Source organism: Bradyrhizobium australiense (assembly GCF_013114825.1).
Taxonomy (GTDB): domain Bacteria; phylum Pseudomonadota; class Alphaproteobacteria; order Rhizobiales; family Xanthobacteraceae; genus Bradyrhizobium; species Bradyrhizobium australiense.
Genome location: NZ_JAAVLX010000021.1, coordinates 1 through 17,801 on the forward strand (window position 1 = coordinate 1; position 17,801 = coordinate 17,801).

Genomic DNA, 17,801 nt, shown 5'->3' on the forward strand with positions numbered 1-17,801 from the left:
CTGCGTGTATTGAGCGCCAAGGACCGTGCGTCGCTAGAAGCCCACGTGGCGGATGCGGATGTCATCGTGGGCTCCGGCATCGATTTTCCTGTCCAGATATTGGACAAGGCGCGTCGGCTGCGCTGGTTCCAGTCGACGTCCGCGGGCATTGACGCGATCTTGCCGATCCGCGATCGCGTCGGCGATCTTATCGTTACCAATGCTCGGGGTATCCATGCCGATTCCATTGCGGATTTCGTAATGACGGGAATCGGCGTGATGCACTGGGACTTTCCGCGGTTCATGCGGGAGCAGTCTCATAGGGAGTGGCACATGCGACCTGTGCCCCCTATCTCCCAGCGGACGCTGGGAGTGATCGGGCTCGGCTCCATCGGGGTCGCAATCGCTCGTCGCGCCAAAAGCGCCGGGATGACTGTGATCGGCTCGAAGCGCGATCTAACCAAACCAATCGAAGGCGTCGACAGGCTCTTGCCGCCGGAAGATCTCGCAGAGCTTTTGCGACTCTCTGACTTCGTTGTGCTCGCCGTTCCCCACCTTCCCGAAACGACCAAGCTAATCGGCCGTGAGCAGCTTCGTTTAATGCGGCGCGGTGCCTTCCTGATTAACATTGCCCGCGGGTCAGTGATTGCGGAAAGCGAACTTGTGGAGGAGCTCCAGGCAGGCACCATCGCTGGGGCCCTCCTTGATGTGGTCGAGCGGGAACCGCTCCCGACCGATAGTCCGCTCTGGACGATGCCTAACGTCCTCATCACCCCCCACGTCTCCGGCTATCCGAGCGACTACACCGCCCGCCTGTTCGAGATCTTCGGTGACAATCTGCAGCGATTCATCGAAGAGAGGTCGTTACAGAATGTGGTTGACTTGACGCGAGGCTATTAAGGCGCACCGCGCTTCGAACGAAGACGTAGTCCAAGATGATCGCCCTCGTATGCGGTAGTTAAAACCCTCGCTAATTAATGCTCCGCGACAATCAGCGCCAACAAAGTACTTGCGAGAGTGTTCGCGGCAATCATCACCACGCCGCGACACCGGCTCGCCATCCTGATTGTCTCGCCGAGAAGCTCTTTGGACTCCGCTGGGTGCTCAATCGTTAACTAACCCGCTGGAACTCGTGCAAGGGTCGCTGCAGCCAACACGGTGGGAACCGGATATCCTGGCCCAAACACACACCAGCTCGATCATTTGCCATCCGATCTGGTTCCGCTGCTTAGCATTAGTCCACAGAATTCCGCCAAGGTGGTGCACGAGGATTCCGCTTGGCTTGCGGCCAAGCGTCCCGACGGCCGGGACGAATCTGGAGCATATTGGAAAACGTATGCTGGAATGGCCGGTACAGTAGACTGGTGCGGTAGAAGGGACGGTTTCCGTCGGAGGCATAGCCGAGCCGCTCGCCCCAAAAGAACAAACGGGACGGCGTGTCGAAACGAATCTGCGCGAGTGCGTGACGAAACTCTACTAAACCACGCAAATGCGCTCGAAAATCGCGGATAGCCTGAAGATTTCGCCGAAATTCTGCGTGATATTCGTAATAGCTTACGCGCAGTGTTGATCATCCGATCTCATCTCAGTTGTTTTGCACATCGAATCTCAACCAGCTGGGCCTATCAAAACATATAAGGAAAGGTAGGCACTATGCTTGACCCTACGGTTACCTGGCGCGAGGCGGTTTTTGCCGGCGATTTGGTGTTTGTTTCGGGTCAGTTCGGCCTCAATATTCCGAACCGCTCCGGCGAGGGTGAATCCCGACAAGCGCGCGTTGCTGCGCAGACTAGGCAGTCGCTGAAGAACATCGCGGGCGTACTCGCGGAGAATGGGCTGACCGTCTCGGACGTGGTTCGGTGCACCGTCTCCTTGGCCTCGGCGGACGACTACAACTCGATGAACGAGGAGTACGCGAAAGTCTTCCCAACAAATCAGCCGGCCCGGACGACGGTTGCGGTACAGCTGCTGGTGTCCGACGCCCTCGTTGAGATCGATTGCGTGGCTTATCGGAAACGCGGGTGATGACAATTTCATGCCTCCCTGAGTGTCACCGAGGCGGGGCTCGTATCTGCGGCCATGATGATTTTGTGATCAAGCTGCCGAACTCCGACGGCGAGTGAAGGTCGAGCCTGATGCGCCGATCACCGTTGGCGGAAAGCCGAGGACGGGCGCTGGACGCGACGTGACGCTGCCGTCAGGGCAGGCCGAACAACGTCGCTTCTATCCTGGGGCATAGTGGTGGAGAAAGGAAGACGACGATGACGATATTCTCAATGAGCGCTGGCGTGCTGGCCCTGACGGGCTTGGCGGCGAGCGCGTTGATGCCCCTAAAACTTGCTTTTGTGGATGATCAGTCCTGTAGGCAACCTCGAATGGGCGTTGATCGCCGACGGTGTGGCCATCAGGGACGTGTACACGCTCTTCAAAACGCCCGAGGGCGTCGACCGCGCCTTTAAGAAGCTCGACACGATGAAGAAGGACGTCGTCTGGTGGACATCGGGCGCTCAGCCGCCGCAGTTACTGGCCGACGGCCAGGTCATCATGACCGCGGTCTGGAACGGCCGCATCTACGATGCAGTTAAGAACTTCGGCAAGCATTTCGAAATCATGTGAGGTTGCCGAGCAGTTGACGTGGAATGCCTGGGTGATTCCCAAGGGTACTCCGCGGCTCGACAACGCCTACAAGCTCATTGCCTTCGCCGGTTCGCCCCAAGCGCAGGCCAACTTGACACAATACATTCCCTATGCTCCCGGCAACAAGGAGGCGGTTGCGCTTATCGATCCCGCGATCCTGCTTAACGTTCCGACTGCTCCCGACCACATGGCTAGAGCCCAGCCGATGAATAACGCCTTCTGGGCCGAGAAGGGGGACGAGCTAAACCAACGCTTTACCGCCTGGCTCGCCAAATAAGCCAGGAAGGGCCGGCGAGGCGGACTTCCGTTCTCCTCCTGTCCCTATCACTTCCGGCTTGCCTATTGCGGGTTAGAGCACGCCCATGTCGTGCTCGGTGGCGAGAACTTCGGCGCATCGGTCGAAGGGCTGCAGAATGCCCTGTGATCGCTCGGCTGGGGCACCGCGGGACCACCGGACGACAGCCTGTCGGGCGCCTTCTGGCGCTCGGGAGCCTCACGTGCGATCTCAAACCTCGTCGCCGCAAAAATCGGATCCGATTCAAGGCTTGGGAGAATCTTCACGGCGTGACGCGCCCGTCGAAATCTTCAACGAGTGTTGAGCGGCATCGTTGGGTTGCGCAGAATGCAAACAGGATGATCTTCTGCGCCGAAGCGACGAAACTTGCCTGATATGCGCGTCGCTCCAATGGAAGTTGGCGGTATTCTTCTGCAAGTTGGGGTAACTTTCCTCATCTCCCCGGGGATTTGGTCGCAGGCGAATGTTCATGCAGGCAGCCTGGTCTAACGAGAGCGACGTCTGTACGGAAATGGCTGAAGACATGATCCCCGAAATTTAGGGGTAATCTCGCGGCAACTAGCTGAGGGGGCGTTTGGCGTCGCCCGGGCGATACAACTTCTCGCCCCAACGCAATTTTTCCGGGGCCGCTTGACCATAGGGACTTCTTACGCGAAGGCCGATGCTGGGCTGCTAAAAGGAATGAGAACTTGGCAACTTTCGTTGAGATTAAAAGGGGACTCGGCCCCGATGGACGCATTGCGGTGGTGCGGTTCGACCGCGGCGATGCCATCAATGCCCTTAATGACGACGCAACGCGCGAACTGACGCGAGCGGCTGAAAGCTTTGACGACGACACCGAAACTTCAGTCGTAATTCTGACGGGCGGGAAGTCCCTTCAGCGCCGGCGCCGATCTGAAGGGCGGTGGATCTCGCTCCCCTGCATCGACGGACGTGGCGGCGCTGCGGCGTCAGTTCCGGGTCGGCCCGCGGGTGACTCGGGCCTGGTACGAGATGGACCAAGTGACGATCGCTGCGATCGAAGGATTCTGTATCGGCGGCGGCCTCGCGCTGGCCCTCGCCCTGGACTTTCGGATCATGGCGCGTGACGCCCACATCCGCGTCCCTGAGATCGCGCTGGGCATCAACCTGAGTTGGCAGACCATCCCGCGCATGCTGCAGCTAATCGGTCCAGCACGCACGAAGCAGGCGGTCATCCTTGCAGATCAGCGCATCTCCGCGGCGGAAGCTTACGAGTGGGGCTTGGTGGAGCAGGTGACGGAGCCAGAATCGAGTCTTAAAGCGGCGATGGAACTGGCCGAGAAGGTTGCCGCTCAGCCGGCAATCCCCGTCGCAATGACGAAGCAGACAGTGAACCGTCTCGCCGGCGCTCTTAATGATCTCGCAAGCCATATGGATCTCGACCAATTGACGTTGACCTGCCTGACGGAGGACTACACGGAGGGTATCGCGGCCTTCCGTGAGAAGCGCAAGCCTCGTTTTAAAGGGCGTTAACCGCAGTGCGGCTCTACAGACGGCAAGTTGGTCGCCCTTAGCTTTGCGGAGCACAACGCAAGCTAATTGTGCTCAACGCGCGCGCCGCGTACAATAATCAAGCTGACTTGCCATGCTTCGTTTCCTTCCACATCGCGCGTCAGTTAGCTCCATCCTCAGGATGGGCGCCTGGCGTTGGCTTGAAATTTTAGAAAACGCCCCAATTTTGCAGAATTTCTCCAGCATCCAATGGCGTTTTGCGGCCTTTATGCGTTGACCCGCTTTACTTCTCTTCTCTCTGTCACGGCTGTTTAAGCAAATTCTGCTTGCAGCAGAGACTTTGTGGAATTGCTTCCGGAGTCCAAAATGAGCAAGCAGCCGCACGCTCGCGCTCTCGCCGATCGTCATGTGAATGGTTGTATTGGCAGAACTTGCCTTCGCTGGGGCGATAAGGATCAGGTCGATCGAGATCGCGACCAAGGTGCATGGCGGCGGCATCGCGCTGAACATGTCCTCGCCGGCGGGGCGCCGTGGCGTTTGGGTAGGATAGCCAGCGGGGCACGACGTGAGCGCGGCTCCCTTCCTCTGTTGCGGCCCGTCCTTGGCGCTCGGCTAAATACGCCGAAATGACGATCTGAGCAGAATTTTCTCATAGGACATTCGGATGGATCTCGCGTTCACGAAGGAAGAGCGGACGTTCCGCGAAGAAGTGCGTCAATTCCTGCGCGATCAGGTACCGCTGGAGACGCGCTGCAAGCTAATCGAAGGCCGAGGTCTTTCCAGAGACGAAATGGTCGCTTGGACGCGCATTCTGCACAAGAAGGGCTGGGCTGTGCCTGACTGGCCCAAGGAGTATGGCGGAACAGGCTGGACCCTGGCCCAGCTGTACATCTTCGGTGAAGAGTTGCAAATGTATCCAGTGCGGGGATTGCCCGACTTCGGTACGTCGTTGGTAGATCCGGTGATTTATACCTTCGGCAATGAGGCGCAAAAGAAGTATTACCTGCCGCGCATTGCAAACGCCGATGACTGGTGGTGTCAGGGCTTCTCAGAGCCCCGCGCGGGCTCCGACCTCGCCGCGCTCAAAGCGCGGGCTGTGCGCGATGGCGACCACTACATTGTCAACGGCCAAAAGATATTGACCTGCCGTTCGATGAGGGGATTAAAAAGGAGCTCGAGGGCTTCAATAAGCTGCTCGAAAGCGAGCAGTCCAAGGCGCAGCGCTATGCTTTTTTCGCAAACCGCGCTGCCAACAAACTTGCAGGCATTCCCGAAGGGGCGAGGACACGACAGGTTGAACGGGTGGCGATCATCGGAGCTGGCACCATGGGAGGCGGCATCGCAATGTCCTTCGCCAACGCCGGCCTTCCTGTGACCCTGATCGAGAGTTCGGAAGAACAGCTCAAGCTGGCTTGAGCACGATTCAGGGGACCTGGGAAGCATCCGCCGAGCGTGGCAGCATCCCCGCGGACGCTCCCGGCAAACGCATGGCCTTGATCAACGCCGCGGTAGGCCTCAGCAATGTGAAGGATGCGGACCTTGTCATCGAAGCGGTCTTCGAGACTATGGCCGTCAAAAAAGAGGTGTTCGCGCAGCTCGACAGATACGCCAAGCAGGGCGCGGTCCTCGCCTCTAACACCAGCTACCTCGATATCGACGAGATCGCCTCGGTCACCGACCGGCCGCGGGACGTGATTGGCATGCACTTTTTCTCGCCTGGCAATGTGATGAAATTGTGCGAGATCGCGCGGACTGCGAACCGCACCGGACGCGCTGATGACCGCGGTTTCGATTGCCAAAGCGCCAATTGTCGCCGGCGTTTGCCATGGATTCGTCGGCAATCGCATGTACGATCAAGGCGGCAAGCAGGCGGACAAGCTCATCTTCGAGGGCGCGCTGCCGCATCAGATGGAGGTGTTCTGACCAAATTCGGTATGCCGATGGGACCTTTCGTGATGGGCGATATGGCCGGCTTGGATATCGGCTGGCTTTCTCGTAAAGATCGTGGCGTCCAGTCGGCGATTTCCGATGCCCTCTGCGAGGCAGGCCGCTTTGGTCTGAAGGCCGGCAAGGACTGGTACAAGTATGAGGCCGGCTCTCGCGCGCCAATTCCGGACCCGGACGTCAAGAGACTGATCGACGAAACGCTCACCCGCCTTGGCCGCAAGCGCCAAGCCATCAGCGACGAAGAAATTCTCAAGCGCATGATGTACTCGATCGTCAATGAGGGCGCGCAGGTCCTTGAAGAAGGGATCGCGGCCAGGCCGAGCGACATCGATGTGGTGAGGCTCTATGGCTTTGGTTGGCCGATCTATCGTGGCGGTCCAATGTATTGGGCCGACCAGGTCGGCCTGAAGCATATCGCCGAGCGCTCGCGTTCCACGCAAAGCAGACTAACGATCCTTCACTTGAGCCGGCGCCGCTGCTCAAGCGGTTGGTCGTGCAAGGCAAGGTCTTCGCCTCACTCGCGTAACCCACGTGCAGGAGCGAGGATGCGATATCACAAATGGCCAGTCACTAAACATAGGGATACAACGCGATGAATCACGATGAACAAGCTTATATCGTCGGTGCGTATGAGCATCCCACGCGCAAAGCGCCCGACAAGTCTGTCGCGCATCTCCACGCCGAATGTGCCGCTGGCGCACTCGCCGACGCTGGGTTGACCAAAGACGACGTCGACGGCTACTTTTCGGCGAGTGATGAACCGGGCTTCCGCCCCGTCTCAATGGTCGACTTCTTGAATCTCAAGGTGCGTCATTGTGACTTCACTGATATTGGCGGTTCCGCACCTTTGCAGCACATTGCTCACGCGGCCCAAGCTATTGCGGCCGGCAAATGCAACGTTGCCCTGGTCACGTTGGCTGGACGGCCTCGCAGCGCACCGGTCAATTTCCAACCGGACGTTACTCAGCCGGATCTGTTGTGGGAACGGCCGCTTCGGCAAAGCCTCCTGGATATCTATGCCTTGTGCGCACGTCGTCATATGCACGAATACGGGACCACTAGCGAGCAGTTGGCGTGGATCAAAGTGGCTGCTTCTCACCATGCGCAGCACAATCCGCACGCCATGCTCCGTAAAGTGGTCACCACCCAAGATGTGCTAGCGTCTCCCATGGTGTCTGACCCTCTGCACCGACTTGACTGTTGTGTCATCTCGGATGGCGGCGGAGCCGTTGTGGTGACGCGCCCAGAGATCGCCAAGAGCCTCAAGCGCCCGAGGGTAAAGGTGATCGGGTCGGGCGAGGGCATTCAGGGACAGTCGGCCGGCGGGGTCGAGCTTACCGCTTCGGCGGCCAGGCAATCCGGCGCCATCGCATTTGCCGAGGCCGATGTGAAGCCAAACGATATCCGCTATGCTTCGATTTACGATAGCTTCACCATCACCGTCCTCATCGCGGTGGAGGATCTCGGGTTCTGCGAAAAGGGACAAGGCGGCCCGTTTGTTGCCGACGGAAACCTAATCTCCGGCGTCGGCCGGCTGCCCTTCAACACAGATGGCGGTGGTCTGTGCAGCAACCATCCAGCTATGCGTGGCGGCATCACCAAGGTGATCGAGGCCGTCCGGCAGTTGCGAGGCGAGGCCCATCCCGCCGTCCAGGTCAAGGATTGCGCGCTGGCGCTAGCACATGGCACGGGGTGGCTGATGGGGACACGCCACAGTAGCGCCACCCTCATCCTGGAACGGGAGTAATCATCAATGATTGGCACAGACTTTATTGCACACAGTCCAGAGACCAAGCCGTTTTGGGATGCAGCCGCTATTGGGCGTTTTGTACTGCCACAATGCACCCAGTGTCACAGAACCCACTGGTATCCACGAGGTATCTGCCCTCATTGTTTGTCGATGGATATCGATTGGCAGGAGTCTCCTGGCGAGGGCGAGATTTACTCTTTTTCTGTCAACCGCATGGGCAAGGAGCCCTACGTGCTCGCCTATGTAGCGCTTGCCGAGGGGCCAATCATGCTGACCAATGTGATAGATACCGATCCTGCCGCATTGTCGATCGGCACGCGGGTCAGGGTGGTATTCAAGCCTGTGGCTGGCCAACCCCCCGTTCCGCTTGTTGTCATGCGCAGTAACCGGATCAGCCAAACCCGCTTGGTCGAACGCCCGATCACCTTGCATCTCTGACAATTCATCGAACGACAATTGTACGCGCAGCAGACTTGGGGAGGACGGCGCCCTGGCGCTGGCCGTAGTGGCGTGAAGCTTTTGCTCAGCGATCTTGCCCGCCGAGCGCTGGGTCGGGTGCGCTTTGTCCACCACGCCCGTCGTTTCCAACGGTCGTTAAGGCTTCCGAAAGCTCCCTCAGTCCGATCGGCTTCTCGGCTGGAGAGGAACGGGGAGAAGAGCGATCCTCGCGAGCGGGCCATCCTTGATCGATGTACTCTCTGCTTCTTTCTAGCCTGAACAAATTCCCTTCTGTGTTTGGGGAGGCGTTCATTCGCCTCCTGCCGCGCCAAAAAAGACCAAACGAGCCTTCGATTTTTGCTCCGTTGTGCGGAATTTCGGCTGTCCGGCGGGCCTCAGCGAAAATCAGCGACATCACGCGATACATTTTGATGAAAGACAAAAACTGAGCCCAAGGTAGGGACATCATACCACATCGTGGTCTGGCCCTTCGCGGAAGCCGCAGTAGTCGGAGCGCCAGGCCGCCTCGAATTGCCATAGAAGGGAGGGAGTAGACGATGAGGATGTCATTGATGATCGCGGGTGCTTGACCGTAACCGGCCTGACGGTGGCCACACTCGCGCCAACAAATCGCGCCTTTCACGATCAACTCATGGTCACCGCTAGGGGAGGGTCCTTCCAGCAGGTCCTGCGCAAAGTCATTTTCGATCCCTTTTAAGGCGAACGGAATCAAGATCACTGAAGCCGAGTACGATTACGGCCTCGCCAAGATCCGCGCCATGGTCGACACAAAGACCGTGAGTTGGGATGTCGTCTACACCAGCGAGTCGGGTGTTCGTCAAATGTGCGAGGAGGGAATCATCGAGACGATCGACTGGAAGAGATTGGGCCTGGACCCGGCCAACTTCGAGGGCACCTACTCGGACTGTGGGGTGCCAGCCATCCTTCCCGCCACTGTTGTTGCCTATGACAAGAACAGGCTGCCGAACGGCCCGGAGACGATTGCCGATTTTTTCGATCTGAAGAACTTCCCTGGCAAGAGGGTCTCTATAAGAGTCCCCTCTCGAATGGGCTCTGATCGCCGGCGTGCCCATGAAGGACATCTACAACGTCCTGCGCACGCCGGAGGGCGTCGATCGCGCGTTCAGGAAGCTCGACACGATCAAGAAAGAGATCATTTGGTGGACGGCCGGGGCTCAGGCGCCGCAGCTTCTCGCCGACGGTCAGGTCGTTATGAGTGATGCCTGGAACGGGCGAATCCATGATGCAGTCACGAACTCCGGTAGCATTTGGAGATCATGTGGGACGCCGCGATACTGAACGGGAACGCTTGGGTGATTCCCAGGGGAACTCCGCGATCGACCGACGCATATAAGTTCATAGCCCCTTCGCGGGTTCGCCCAGGACGCTGACCGACGTGGTAAACGGCACCGGCTACGGGCCCGCCAACAAGGACTCCATTGCACTTGTCGATCCGGCGATCCTGCCTAATCTTCTGAGTGTGCCCGATCATATGCATAATGCTCTGCCGACGGACGCAAGCTATTTGGAGTGAGAAGGCCATGAAGTACGCCAGCGCTTTACTGCCTGGCTCGCGAACTAACACCGAGTGACGGCCGAAATGTCTTCCATTCTGATCGCGCCTCCAAGGGGCGGTCTGCCGTGAAGCTGTGTTCTTTCCCCGGGAGCGACGCATCTGTTTGAGCAGAATGGTCGCGCGCTGCTGGTCTAAGACCATTACTTATCGGCTTCTATCCCCTTGCGCAGCTTAGAGGCCAAACGCTTCGTCGTTCGTCTCGCGCAAGGTAAGTTCGTTCTTGCGCTTGATGGCCCGACCACGCTGAAGAGTTTCTAGCGGACGATCTATCGTTGGCAACATAGTCCGAGATTGCGCTGCGCGATGTCACGGCGGGAGATGCAGCGCGGGCACAGATGAGCTACAGGCGACGTAGTCGCCGCCGACGGGTTACGATCTTCTGGGTCGCAGCAGGTAGCAGACAGTCCGCTTAAAAGGCCCCGCCGTGAATTGCGATCTCCGGTCGCATTACGGTGCGGGAGAACAAGTGCACAGCATCCAGTCTCTTGTATTCCCCAGCGCGCGTGCGTGGTTTCGCCGTCTCCTGAAGTTTCCATTGTTCGCGCCCGGAAGAACTAAACCGTGACACGGATCTCGATGTCCAGGATACCTGGGAACGGGCGATACTTTCCTCGCGGCGAACGTGGGGCGCGGCCATCGATCGGCGCGTTCTCCCGCTCACCTAACAATTGCTCCTGCAACTCGTATCGTTGATTTATTTGCAAGCGGAAGATGAAACCAACGAAAATCTTCGGTTTTGGACGATTTGTGCAGAATTTCGGCCGTTCAGTTGGGCCACGTCAATGGAAATCGGCACTAGAGTCCGATACATTTTTTTTCGTGAAAGACAAACGCCTCCCCGCTGGCCGCGAGTCGTGGTCTCAAGAGCGCAGGTGGGGAATCAGTGAGCCAAACGCAGGCGCTTCATGCGGGCGTATCCTACGATCATGGTCGCGTACGCAATTGCTGAAATCGGTCCAGACGCTGATTGCGGTTAGGCCGTCGACCAGTGACGCAGGCGCGGAAGCGCCAGGCCGCGCGGGGGAGGGAAGAGGGGCGATGCCGGGTACGAACGATGCCTTTGGAGTTCTCCGGCGTTCAGAAGACCTACGATCTGCCAAATTCGGAAGGCTCGGTGCAGGTCGAACCTGGCGCGCTGATCACTATCGGCTGGAAGACGGATGATTGTCGGGCGCTCGACGCGCCGTAAGGACCACTAGTCGCTTTAACGCCGCTCGATCTTTTTGGGGGCTAGCAAGAAGGAGAGTATACGATGAGCAAATTATCGATCAGTGCAGGCGTCTTGACCCTGATTGGTCTGACAGGGGTGGTGCTTGCGCCGGCGAAGCCCGCCCTTGCGGGTGATCAGCTGACGATCGTCTCGACTGGCGGAGCCCTGCAGAAGGCCCAACGCAAGGCTCTCTTCGAGCCCTTTTCGAACACGACTGGGGTCAAGATCACCGAGGATGAGTATGACGGCGGGAGTGCGAAGATTCGCGCCATGGTCGACACCAGGACCGTGAGCTGGGACGTGGTGGACTCAGGTGACGGTCCGGCCATCCAAATGTGCAACGAGGGCGTCCTAGAGCCGATCGACTGGAAGAAGCTGGGCTTGGACCGCTCCAAGTTCACAGATGCTGACAAGATGGACTGCGGGGTGCCGGCACAAAGCGCTGCCGCGGTCGTTGCCTATGATAAGGACAAGCTGCCGAACGGCCCACAGACGATCGCCGACCTGTTCGACTTGAAGAAATTTCCCGGCAAGCGCGGACTATATAAGAGTCCCGGATATAATCTCGAATGGGCGTTGATTGCAGACGGTGTGCCGGTCAAGGACGTCTATAAGGTGCTCGGCACGCCCGAGGGGGTCGATCGCGCCTTCAAGAAGCTCGACACAATCAAGAAGGACGTCATCTGGTGGACCTCCGGTGCCCAGGCGCCGCAGTTGCTCGCGGATGGGCAGGTCGTCATGACCGCAGCTTGGAACGGTCGCATCTACGACGCCAATAGGAACGCCGGCAAACATTTCCAGATCTTATGGGACGCGCAGCAACCGCTTCAGGATTACTGGGTGATACCGAAGGGCACTCGGCATCTGGAGGAGGCCTATAAGTTCATCGCCTTTGCCACTTCAGGTCAGGCGCAGGCCGACCTGACTCGCTACATTCCTTACGCTCCTGGCAACAAGGAGGCGATGGCGCTTGTCGACCCAGCGAGCCTGCCTGACCTTCCAACCGCGCCGCAGAATATAGCCAATGTGATGCCATCCGGCGCCACCTTCTGGGCTGAGAAGGATTACGATCTGCGCCAGCGCTTTACTTCTTGGCTGACAGAGTAGACAGGTCGGGAACCGCGACGAGAGAATTCGTTCTCCTGCCTCCGAATTGAGAAAAACATTCCGGGCGGCGGCAGTCCAAATCACCGAGAGCCACCGTGTGACGCTACGGAGCGTCAAGCGGTGGCTTATCCAGACCTGCTTCAACCATTCGCTTGCACGCGCTTTCGCCGGAATCGGTGTGCTGCCGATCACCTTTCTTCAAAGTAGGGTCCGAGAGGCTGCGCGGCATCCGTGCGCCGACATTGCTGTCGCATGACGATCCTCAATACCATCTTCAATGTCTTGTCCGCAGACTCAGCGTGAGAAAAAATGACGAAATCTGACCGACAGATCATGCAATGGGTCGAAGAGACGCCATTCGTCGGCACCCATGAGCACCTGAACGAAGAAAGCCAGCGTATCTCGAGCGTGCTCGGATCAGGATCCCAGACCTATGCCGACTGGACCTACTTGTTCAACCACTACGTTTCCACCGATCTGTTGGTTGCCGGAATGCCGGCTGCCGACTTGCAAAGCTTCCTCGGCTCGGATCTTTCGAGCGACGCAAAATACCGGCTTGTTGCACCACACTGGGATCGCATCCGCCACACTGACTATGCACAGGCAGTGCGCCATTCTCTTCGCGGACTCTATGGTGAGGACGACCTGACAGCCGAGAGCGTGCCGCGAATCGCTGCAAAGTACCGTGAGACCGTACAGGCAGGCTTCTACGCCGCCGTTCTGCGGCGGGCGAACGTCGAGGTCTCCCAAGTCAATTCACTGCAACGAATTTTCATGAAACCGAGCAGCCGGCGCTACTCGCACAGGATCTCAGCATTCTCCAATTTTGCCGCTGCAGTGCTGCTGATTTTTTTCCACGTCGAGGCAGAAACCGGTAAACGAGCCGCGACTCTGGAGGAATGGCTCGACATCATCGACTTCTATTTCGCCACGTATGGTCCCGGAGCGGTGTCGGTGAAATGTCAAATTGCTTATTCGCGGGCACTCGATTTCCATCCAGTCACGAGGGCGCAAGCGTCGCGGTTTATTTCCGCTTCACGTCGGCCAGCGCGGACACCCGCTTGGTTCTGAGGACTTGAAGGCACTTCAGGACTTTCTGTTCCAATACTGTCTCGGCAAAGCTAGCGAGTGCGGCCTACCGGTAAAGTTGGACACCGGCATGCTGGGCGATCACGGATTGCTGCGCCTCGCCCGCACTCGCGACAACGCCACTGACCTCTGTCGCCTGCTGCAGGATTTCCCGGAAACCCAGTTCGTGCTTATGCACATCGGCTATCCATACGAGAATGAGTTTATTGCGCTTGCAAAGTACTATCCCAACGCGACGATCGACATGTGCTGGGCAGCTATTGCTGGGAACATAGCTTTGCCAGCAATCGCGCTTGAGCCCGACCACCGTCACGATGGCATCGATTGGCGTTCCCGAGCTAGGTCCAATTTCCCCGCCGAAACGCAGCGAAAATTCGGTTCTCACGCCCGCGTCGCAGCAAAGCGCCACTGCGACCGAGTCCCAAACGGGTCATACCGCAACGCTCTCAACTTTGCGCTGGATGAGCCGGCGCATGATGGTTGTGTCGTCTGAAGGCGCGCCATCGCCGGCATTGTCCGAAATCCGCCATCACAACTGGGGCGCTGTCGAATTTGATAGCGGTGTCGATCCCATCATCGACGGAATAGTACCGCGACGCGGGTCTTGCCTCGCATGGAGACGAGCTCTTCCACCGATCTTGCTGGCGAGCGCGTCAGCCATCGCCTTGTCCACGATGCCCATCTCTGGGACATCGCGCTAGGATAAGCCATGGCAGATTGAGATGGAGAGGACGCCTTCCTTGCCTCAAATGCCTTGATCCGATCCACGAAGCTGCGCATTTAGCGGCAGGGTCGTGCGATAGATCTGGATCTGCCGGCAATCGTACAGCGACATGACGGGCTTCATGTTGAGCAGTGTCTTTATTCCCATGTCGGGCAAGTCCTCGGCGCATGCAACCGTGTCGGTGTGGCGATACTCCTTGTAGAGGACGATCACGTCAGCCAATTTCACGTGCTTGAGCGTTAGATGGCTATGCGGGTCGAACTCTACGCCAATGACGCAGTTCGGGCCGACGACGGCGCGCGGGAACGTCAGATATTTGTGTAAGAGGCCTCTGTGAAGGTTGAATTGCAGTGGTTTGTTGCATCAGGCGGACATTGTCATCGATCCCATGGTGGCTAACAGTGGCCGGGCAGCAAGTTCTGTCAAGGCCGCGGCCGCCGGAGGCGGGGGCGGCAGGCCCGCCTTTACAGAGTTAGCGTGTGGGTCGCCCCGCATAGCGGGCGGTGTTTGATTGTCAGAGAATCTCCCGGTGATTTGTTCCCAGGAGATCATATGAGCGAACATAGGTCTGACACTAAGAACTTCGAAGTTATCACGGCGACACCCGAGCGGCTTCCGGTCAGTCCGGGCCGAAGCCATCGCAGCTGGTCGCAGGAGGCGAAGGAGCGGATTGTCGGGGAAAAGTTCGCGCCGGGGGCGAACGTGTCGGCGATCGCGCGGGCTCACGGGCTTGATCCATCACAGGTGTTTGCCTGGCGCGCAAGGCGCCGGCCTCGGGAATTGTTGCGCCTTTCCGAGCGAGCCCGACCGATCAAGTTCGCGCGTTTTGAAGCTGTGGCGGGCGAGACGATGGAAATTGTGGTCGGCGATGTCGCGGTGCGCATCGGCAGCGATGTGGAGCCTGAGCGGCTTGCTGCGGTAATCCGGGCGGTTCGGCAGGCATGATCCCGGCAGGTGTTCAGGTTTACGTGGCGAGCACGCCGGTCGACGTCCGTAAGGGAGCGACCGGCTTGATGGCGCTGGTGCGAGATGGCGGAGCCGACCCATTCAGCGGCGCGCTGTACGTGTTCCGTTCGAAAAGAGCGGACCGGATCAAGGCGGTTTGGTGGGACGGCAGCGGGATCTGCCTGTTTGCCAAGACTCTCGAGGAGACAAAGTTCTGCTGGCCGGAGATTGCGCCCGCCCGGGTGCGGCTGAACCATGCACAGTTGCTCGCGCTGATCGACGGGCTGGACTGGACGAAGGTGCGTCCGGTGGTTGTGAAGCGCCCGCAATCGGTGGGTTGATAACTGCGGCGAATTGAATCAGGGCGCTGAAAGGTTTGGAAGATAGGCGGCGACTCCCCGCGGCGAGATCGGCGTTCGCCGCAGTCAGTGTTGCAATCTCGGAGACGACGCGCGGATCGTGGAGCTGACGGCGATCGTGAAGATGTTGGAGCGCACGCTTTACGGTACGCGCTCGGAGCGTTTGCGCAGCGACAAGCCAAGCGATGAGCAGATCGCCTTCGTATTTGACGAGATCGCCACCGGCGTGGCGGCCATTGAAGCCGAACTGGCCAAGGCAGGCGGCAAGGACGACAAGCCGCAACGCGCGCCGCGGCCGCGCAAGGAGTTCGGCGCGCATCTGGAGCGGGTGGAGATCGTCTCGAGCCCGAGGTGGCTCCTGGTTGCGAACGCCTGGAGAAGGTTCTGATCGGCGAGGACGTGTCGAAGCGCCTCGACGTGACACCGGCGAAGTTCCGCCTGATCGTGACGCGCCGCCCGAAATACATCTATCGCAATCGCGATGGCGTAGTGCAGGCGCCGGCGCCGCCGCACCTGATCGAGAGCGGCCTTCCGACCGAAGCGCTTCTCGCTCAGATCGCGGTGGCCAAATATGCCGACGGGCTTCCGCTATACCGGCAGGAAGCGATCTACGCGCGTGACGGCGTCGATCTCAACCGATCTTTGATGGCGCAATGGATGGGCAAGGTCGGCTTCGAATTGCAGCCGCTCGCCGATTACGTGCTGGAGAAGATCAAGCAGGGGGAACGGATATTCGCCGATGAGACGACCCTGCCGACACTCGCTCCCGGATCCGGTCAGACGCAAAAGGCCTGGCTGTGGGCGTATGCGCGGGACGACGGCCCCTTCGGCGGCAAGGTCCGCCGATGGTGGCTTATCGCTTCGAGGACAGCCGCGGCAGCGAATGCGTCGAGCGGCATCTGGCGGGCTTTGCCGGCATTCTGCAGGTCGACTGTTATGCAGCCTATAATCGACTCGCCAAGTCGGCGGGCGCCAATGAGGGCGTGCGGCTTGCGGCCTGCTTTGCCCACGTCAGGAGGCGATTCTACGAGCTGCACGTCAACGAAAGCTCGCACCTGGCGACGCAGACCGTCACAACAATGGCTGGGATATGGGCAATCGGGGCCGACATCCGCGGCCAGGATCCCGCAACGCGGGCGAAAGCGCGCCTGGAAAGGTGCGAGCCTATCGTCTCGACCCTCTTCGACTTGTGGGAAAGAGAAGTGCCGCGCCTATCCGGCAAATCCAAGCTCGCTGAGGCGATCCGCTATGCTCTATCGAGGCGTGCGGCTCTCGAGCGCTTCCTGACCGACGGTCGCATCGAGATCGATTCGAACATCGTCGAGCGGGCAATAAGGCCGCAAACAATTACGAGGAAAAATGCGCTCTTCGCCGGGTCGCATGGCGGCGGCCGAACCTGGGCGACCATTGCCACGCTTCTGCAAACCGCGAAGATGAACGACGTCGACCCGCACACCTGGCTCACACAAACCCTCGACCGGATCGCGCAGGGCTGGCCGATCACTCAGATCGATGCGCTCATGCCCTGGAACTTCAAAGCCTGAACGGCATCAGCTTGGCGCTTGCTTTACAGAGCTTGCTGATCGGCCAAACTCGGGCCGCGGATTAGACGGCCGACGCAAGGCGATCCTGCCTGCCATCAAGGCGATCTACCGGGCCGAGAATGCCCACATGGCGCTGGTCCGGCTCGAGGAGTTCGAGGATGAATGGGGCAAGCGCTATCCGGCGATCGGCCAGGCCTGGCGCCGTGTCTGGGAACACGTCGTGCCGTTCTTCGCGTTCGCTCCTGACGTCCGCAAGATGATCTACACCACCAACACGGTCGAGGCGCTGCACCGTAGCTTGCGCAAGATCATCAAGACACGCGGCAGCTTTCCAAACGACGCGGCGTTGAAGCTGCTTTATCTCGCCATCAAGAACGCCGGATTGCGATCCTTGCGACAAACGCCAGGCTGTTGCGGATCAGGTGCACGATGCAGGTCTGCACCACGGTCTGCGGATAGACCGAGGCGATCGCCTCGGGAAAGCCCTTGAGCTCCGCGATCAGGATATCGTTGACGCCACGCGTCTTCAGGTCGTTGATGACCTTGAGCCACCTCGGTAAGGTAAACTCACAGAAACCTGCTTACACATTCTTTCTGACACCCTCCGGCGCGCACGCGTTCCAAATGGAGGCCCAGCGATACCCCGTCTACAGGTGGCGTCGCCTCGAGTTGGCTCAGTATTTCATCGCGCATGAACTCGTAATCCC

The 17,801-nt window shown here is 59.0% G+C and carries 15 protein-coding genes and 10 pseudogenes; 20 read left to right on the forward strand and 5 right to left on the reverse strand.

The window, feature by feature from the left end; genetic code table 11:
- From HCN58_RS34555 to HCN58_RS34575, 6 genes and pseudogenes are all read left to right on the forward strand, one after another.
- Positions 1-879, forward strand: an 879-nt coding sequence (locus HCN58_RS34555) for a D-2-hydroxyacid dehydrogenase (protein WP_171583775.1), incomplete at its 5' end; no start/stop codon positions are given.
- Between the two features lie 753 nt (positions 880-1,632).
- Positions 1,633-2,004: a RidA family protein gene (locus HCN58_RS34560; RefSeq protein ID WP_171583776.1), complete on the forward strand. Its 372-nt coding sequence runs from the start codon at positions 1,633-1,635 to the stop codon at positions 2,002-2,004.
- Between the two features lie 357 nt (positions 2,005-2,361).
- On the forward strand, positions 2,362-2,595 hold the full coding sequence (locus HCN58_RS34565; protein WP_171583777.1) for an extracellular solute-binding protein: 234 nt from the start codon (positions 2,362-2,364) through the stop codon (positions 2,593-2,595).
- A gap of 31 nt (positions 2,596-2,626) precedes the next feature.
- Positions 2,627-2,893 (forward strand): extracellular solute-binding protein, encoded by a 267-nt coding sequence (locus HCN58_RS34570; protein WP_171583778.1) that lies wholly within the window; start codon positions 2,627-2,629, stop codon positions 2,891-2,893.
- Positions 2,894-2,935: 42 nt separating this feature from the next.
- A pseudogene (locus tag HCN58_RS37690) lies at positions 2,936-3,089 on the forward strand (IS21 family transposase); the annotation flags it as partial.
- Positions 3,090-3,600: 511 nt separating this feature from the next.
- Positions 3,601-4,405, forward strand: a pseudogene (locus tag HCN58_RS34575) (enoyl-CoA hydratase/isomerase family protein).
- A gap of 72 nt (positions 4,406-4,477) precedes the next feature.
- Here the strand turns inward: HCN58_RS34575 and HCN58_RS34580 are convergent.
- Positions 4,478-4,894, reverse strand: coding sequence for a hypothetical protein (locus HCN58_RS34580; RefSeq protein WP_171583779.1), 417 nt, complete (start codon positions 4,892-4,894; stop codon positions 4,478-4,480).
- A 154-nt stretch (positions 4,895-5,048) separates the two neighbouring features.
- On the opposite strand from HCN58_RS34580, the pseudogene HCN58_RS34585 reads away from it, so the two are divergent.
- The 4 genes and pseudogenes from HCN58_RS34585 to HCN58_RS34600 form a co-directional block, all read left to right on the forward strand.
- A pseudogene (locus HCN58_RS34585) lies at positions 5,049-5,528 on the forward strand (acyl-CoA dehydrogenase family protein); the annotation flags it as partial.
- A pseudogene (locus tag HCN58_RS34590) lies at positions 5,522-6,857 on the forward strand (3-hydroxyacyl-CoA dehydrogenase); the annotation flags it as partial. The pseudogenes HCN58_RS34585 and HCN58_RS34590, both read left to right, overlap by 7 nt.
- 66 nt (positions 6,858-6,923) lie before the next feature.
- A complete protein-coding gene (locus HCN58_RS34595; protein ID WP_171583780.1) occupies positions 6,924-8,078 on the forward strand; it encodes a thiolase family protein in 1,155 nt (384 codons plus the stop codon).
- Between the two features lie 6 nt (positions 8,079-8,084).
- Complete coding sequence (locus HCN58_RS34600; RefSeq protein ID WP_171583781.1) at positions 8,085-8,519, forward strand: Zn-ribbon domain-containing OB-fold protein; 435 nt, start codon at positions 8,085-8,087, stop codon at positions 8,517-8,519.
- Between the two features lie 85 nt (positions 8,520-8,604).
- On the opposite strand, the gene HCN58_RS34605 is transcribed toward HCN58_RS34600, so the two are convergent.
- Positions 8,605-9,252: a hypothetical protein gene (locus HCN58_RS34605; RefSeq protein WP_171583782.1), complete on the reverse strand. Its 648-nt coding sequence runs from the start codon at positions 9,250-9,252 to the stop codon at positions 8,605-8,607.
- A gap of 37 nt (positions 9,253-9,289) precedes the next feature.
- Between HCN58_RS34605 and HCN58_RS37695 the strand changes: the two are divergent.
- The 6 genes and pseudogenes from HCN58_RS37695 to HCN58_RS37700 all read left to right on the forward strand — a co-directional run.
- Positions 9,290-9,508: pseudogene (locus tag HCN58_RS37695) on the forward strand (ABC transporter substrate-binding protein); the annotation flags it as partial.
- A 103-nt stretch (positions 9,509-9,611) separates the two neighbouring features.
- A complete protein-coding gene (locus HCN58_RS36925; RefSeq protein ID WP_283814690.1) occupies positions 9,612-9,839 on the forward strand; it encodes an extracellular solute-binding protein in 228 nt (75 codons plus the stop codon).
- A 1,331-nt stretch (positions 9,840-11,170) separates the two neighbouring features.
- Positions 11,171-11,305: a hypothetical protein gene (locus tag HCN58_RS36930; RefSeq protein WP_283814691.1), complete on the forward strand. Its 135-nt coding sequence runs from the start codon at positions 11,171-11,173 to the stop codon at positions 11,303-11,305.
- A gap of 63 nt (positions 11,306-11,368) precedes the next feature.
- Positions 11,369-12,433: an ABC transporter substrate-binding protein gene (locus HCN58_RS34615; protein ID WP_171583783.1), complete on the forward strand. Its 1,065-nt coding sequence runs from the start codon at positions 11,369-11,371 to the stop codon at positions 12,431-12,433.
- Between the two features lie 309 nt (positions 12,434-12,742).
- A complete protein-coding gene (locus tag HCN58_RS34620; protein ID WP_171583784.1) occupies positions 12,743-13,504 on the forward strand; it encodes a hypothetical protein in 762 nt (253 codons plus the stop codon).
- A 4-nt stretch (positions 13,505-13,508) separates the two neighbouring features.
- Positions 13,509-13,769, forward strand: a pseudogene (locus HCN58_RS37700) (amidohydrolase family protein); the annotation flags it as partial.
- Positions 13,770-13,853: 84 nt separating this feature from the next.
- Here HCN58_RS37700 and HCN58_RS37705 read toward each other — a convergent pair.
- Together HCN58_RS37705 and HCN58_RS34630 are read right to left on the reverse strand one after the other, a co-directional pair.
- Positions 13,854-13,931: pseudogene (locus HCN58_RS37705) on the reverse strand (hypothetical protein); the annotation flags it as partial.
- A gap of 336 nt (positions 13,932-14,267) precedes the next feature.
- Positions 14,268-14,597, reverse strand: a complete 330-nt coding sequence (locus HCN58_RS34630) for a M81 family metallopeptidase (protein ID WP_171583790.1) — start codon at positions 14,595-14,597, stop codon at positions 14,268-14,270.
- 201 nt (positions 14,598-14,798) lie between these two features.
- Here HCN58_RS34630 and HCN58_RS34635 point away from each other — a divergent pair, with 201 nt between their 5' ends.
- The 4 genes and pseudogenes from HCN58_RS34635 to HCN58_RS36935 all read left to right on the forward strand — a co-directional run.
- Positions 14,799-15,191: a transposase gene (locus HCN58_RS34635; RefSeq protein ID WP_171583791.1), complete on the forward strand. Its 393-nt coding sequence runs from the start codon at positions 14,799-14,801 to the stop codon at positions 15,189-15,191.
- Entirely contained in the window at positions 15,188-15,532 is a 345-nt protein-coding gene (tnpB, locus tag HCN58_RS34640) for an IS66 family insertion sequence element accessory protein TnpB (protein ID WP_171583786.1), read from the forward strand. The genes HCN58_RS34635 and tnpB overlap by 4 nt, the downstream gene beginning before the upstream one ends.
- A gap of 94 nt (positions 15,533-15,626) precedes the next feature.
- A pseudogene (gene tnpC, locus HCN58_RS36525) lies at positions 15,627-17,094 on the forward strand (IS66 family transposase); the annotation flags it as partial.
- Positions 17,063-17,458 (forward strand): annotated as a pseudogene (locus HCN58_RS36935) (transposase); the annotation flags it as partial. The pseudogenes tnpC and HCN58_RS36935, both read left to right, overlap by 32 nt.
- Before the next feature lie 28 nt (positions 17,459-17,486).
- Here HCN58_RS36935 and HCN58_RS34660 read toward each other — a convergent pair.
- Positions 17,487-17,645, reverse strand: a pseudogene (locus HCN58_RS34660) (transposase); the annotation flags it as partial.
- Positions 17,646-17,801 lie beyond the last annotated feature (156 nt).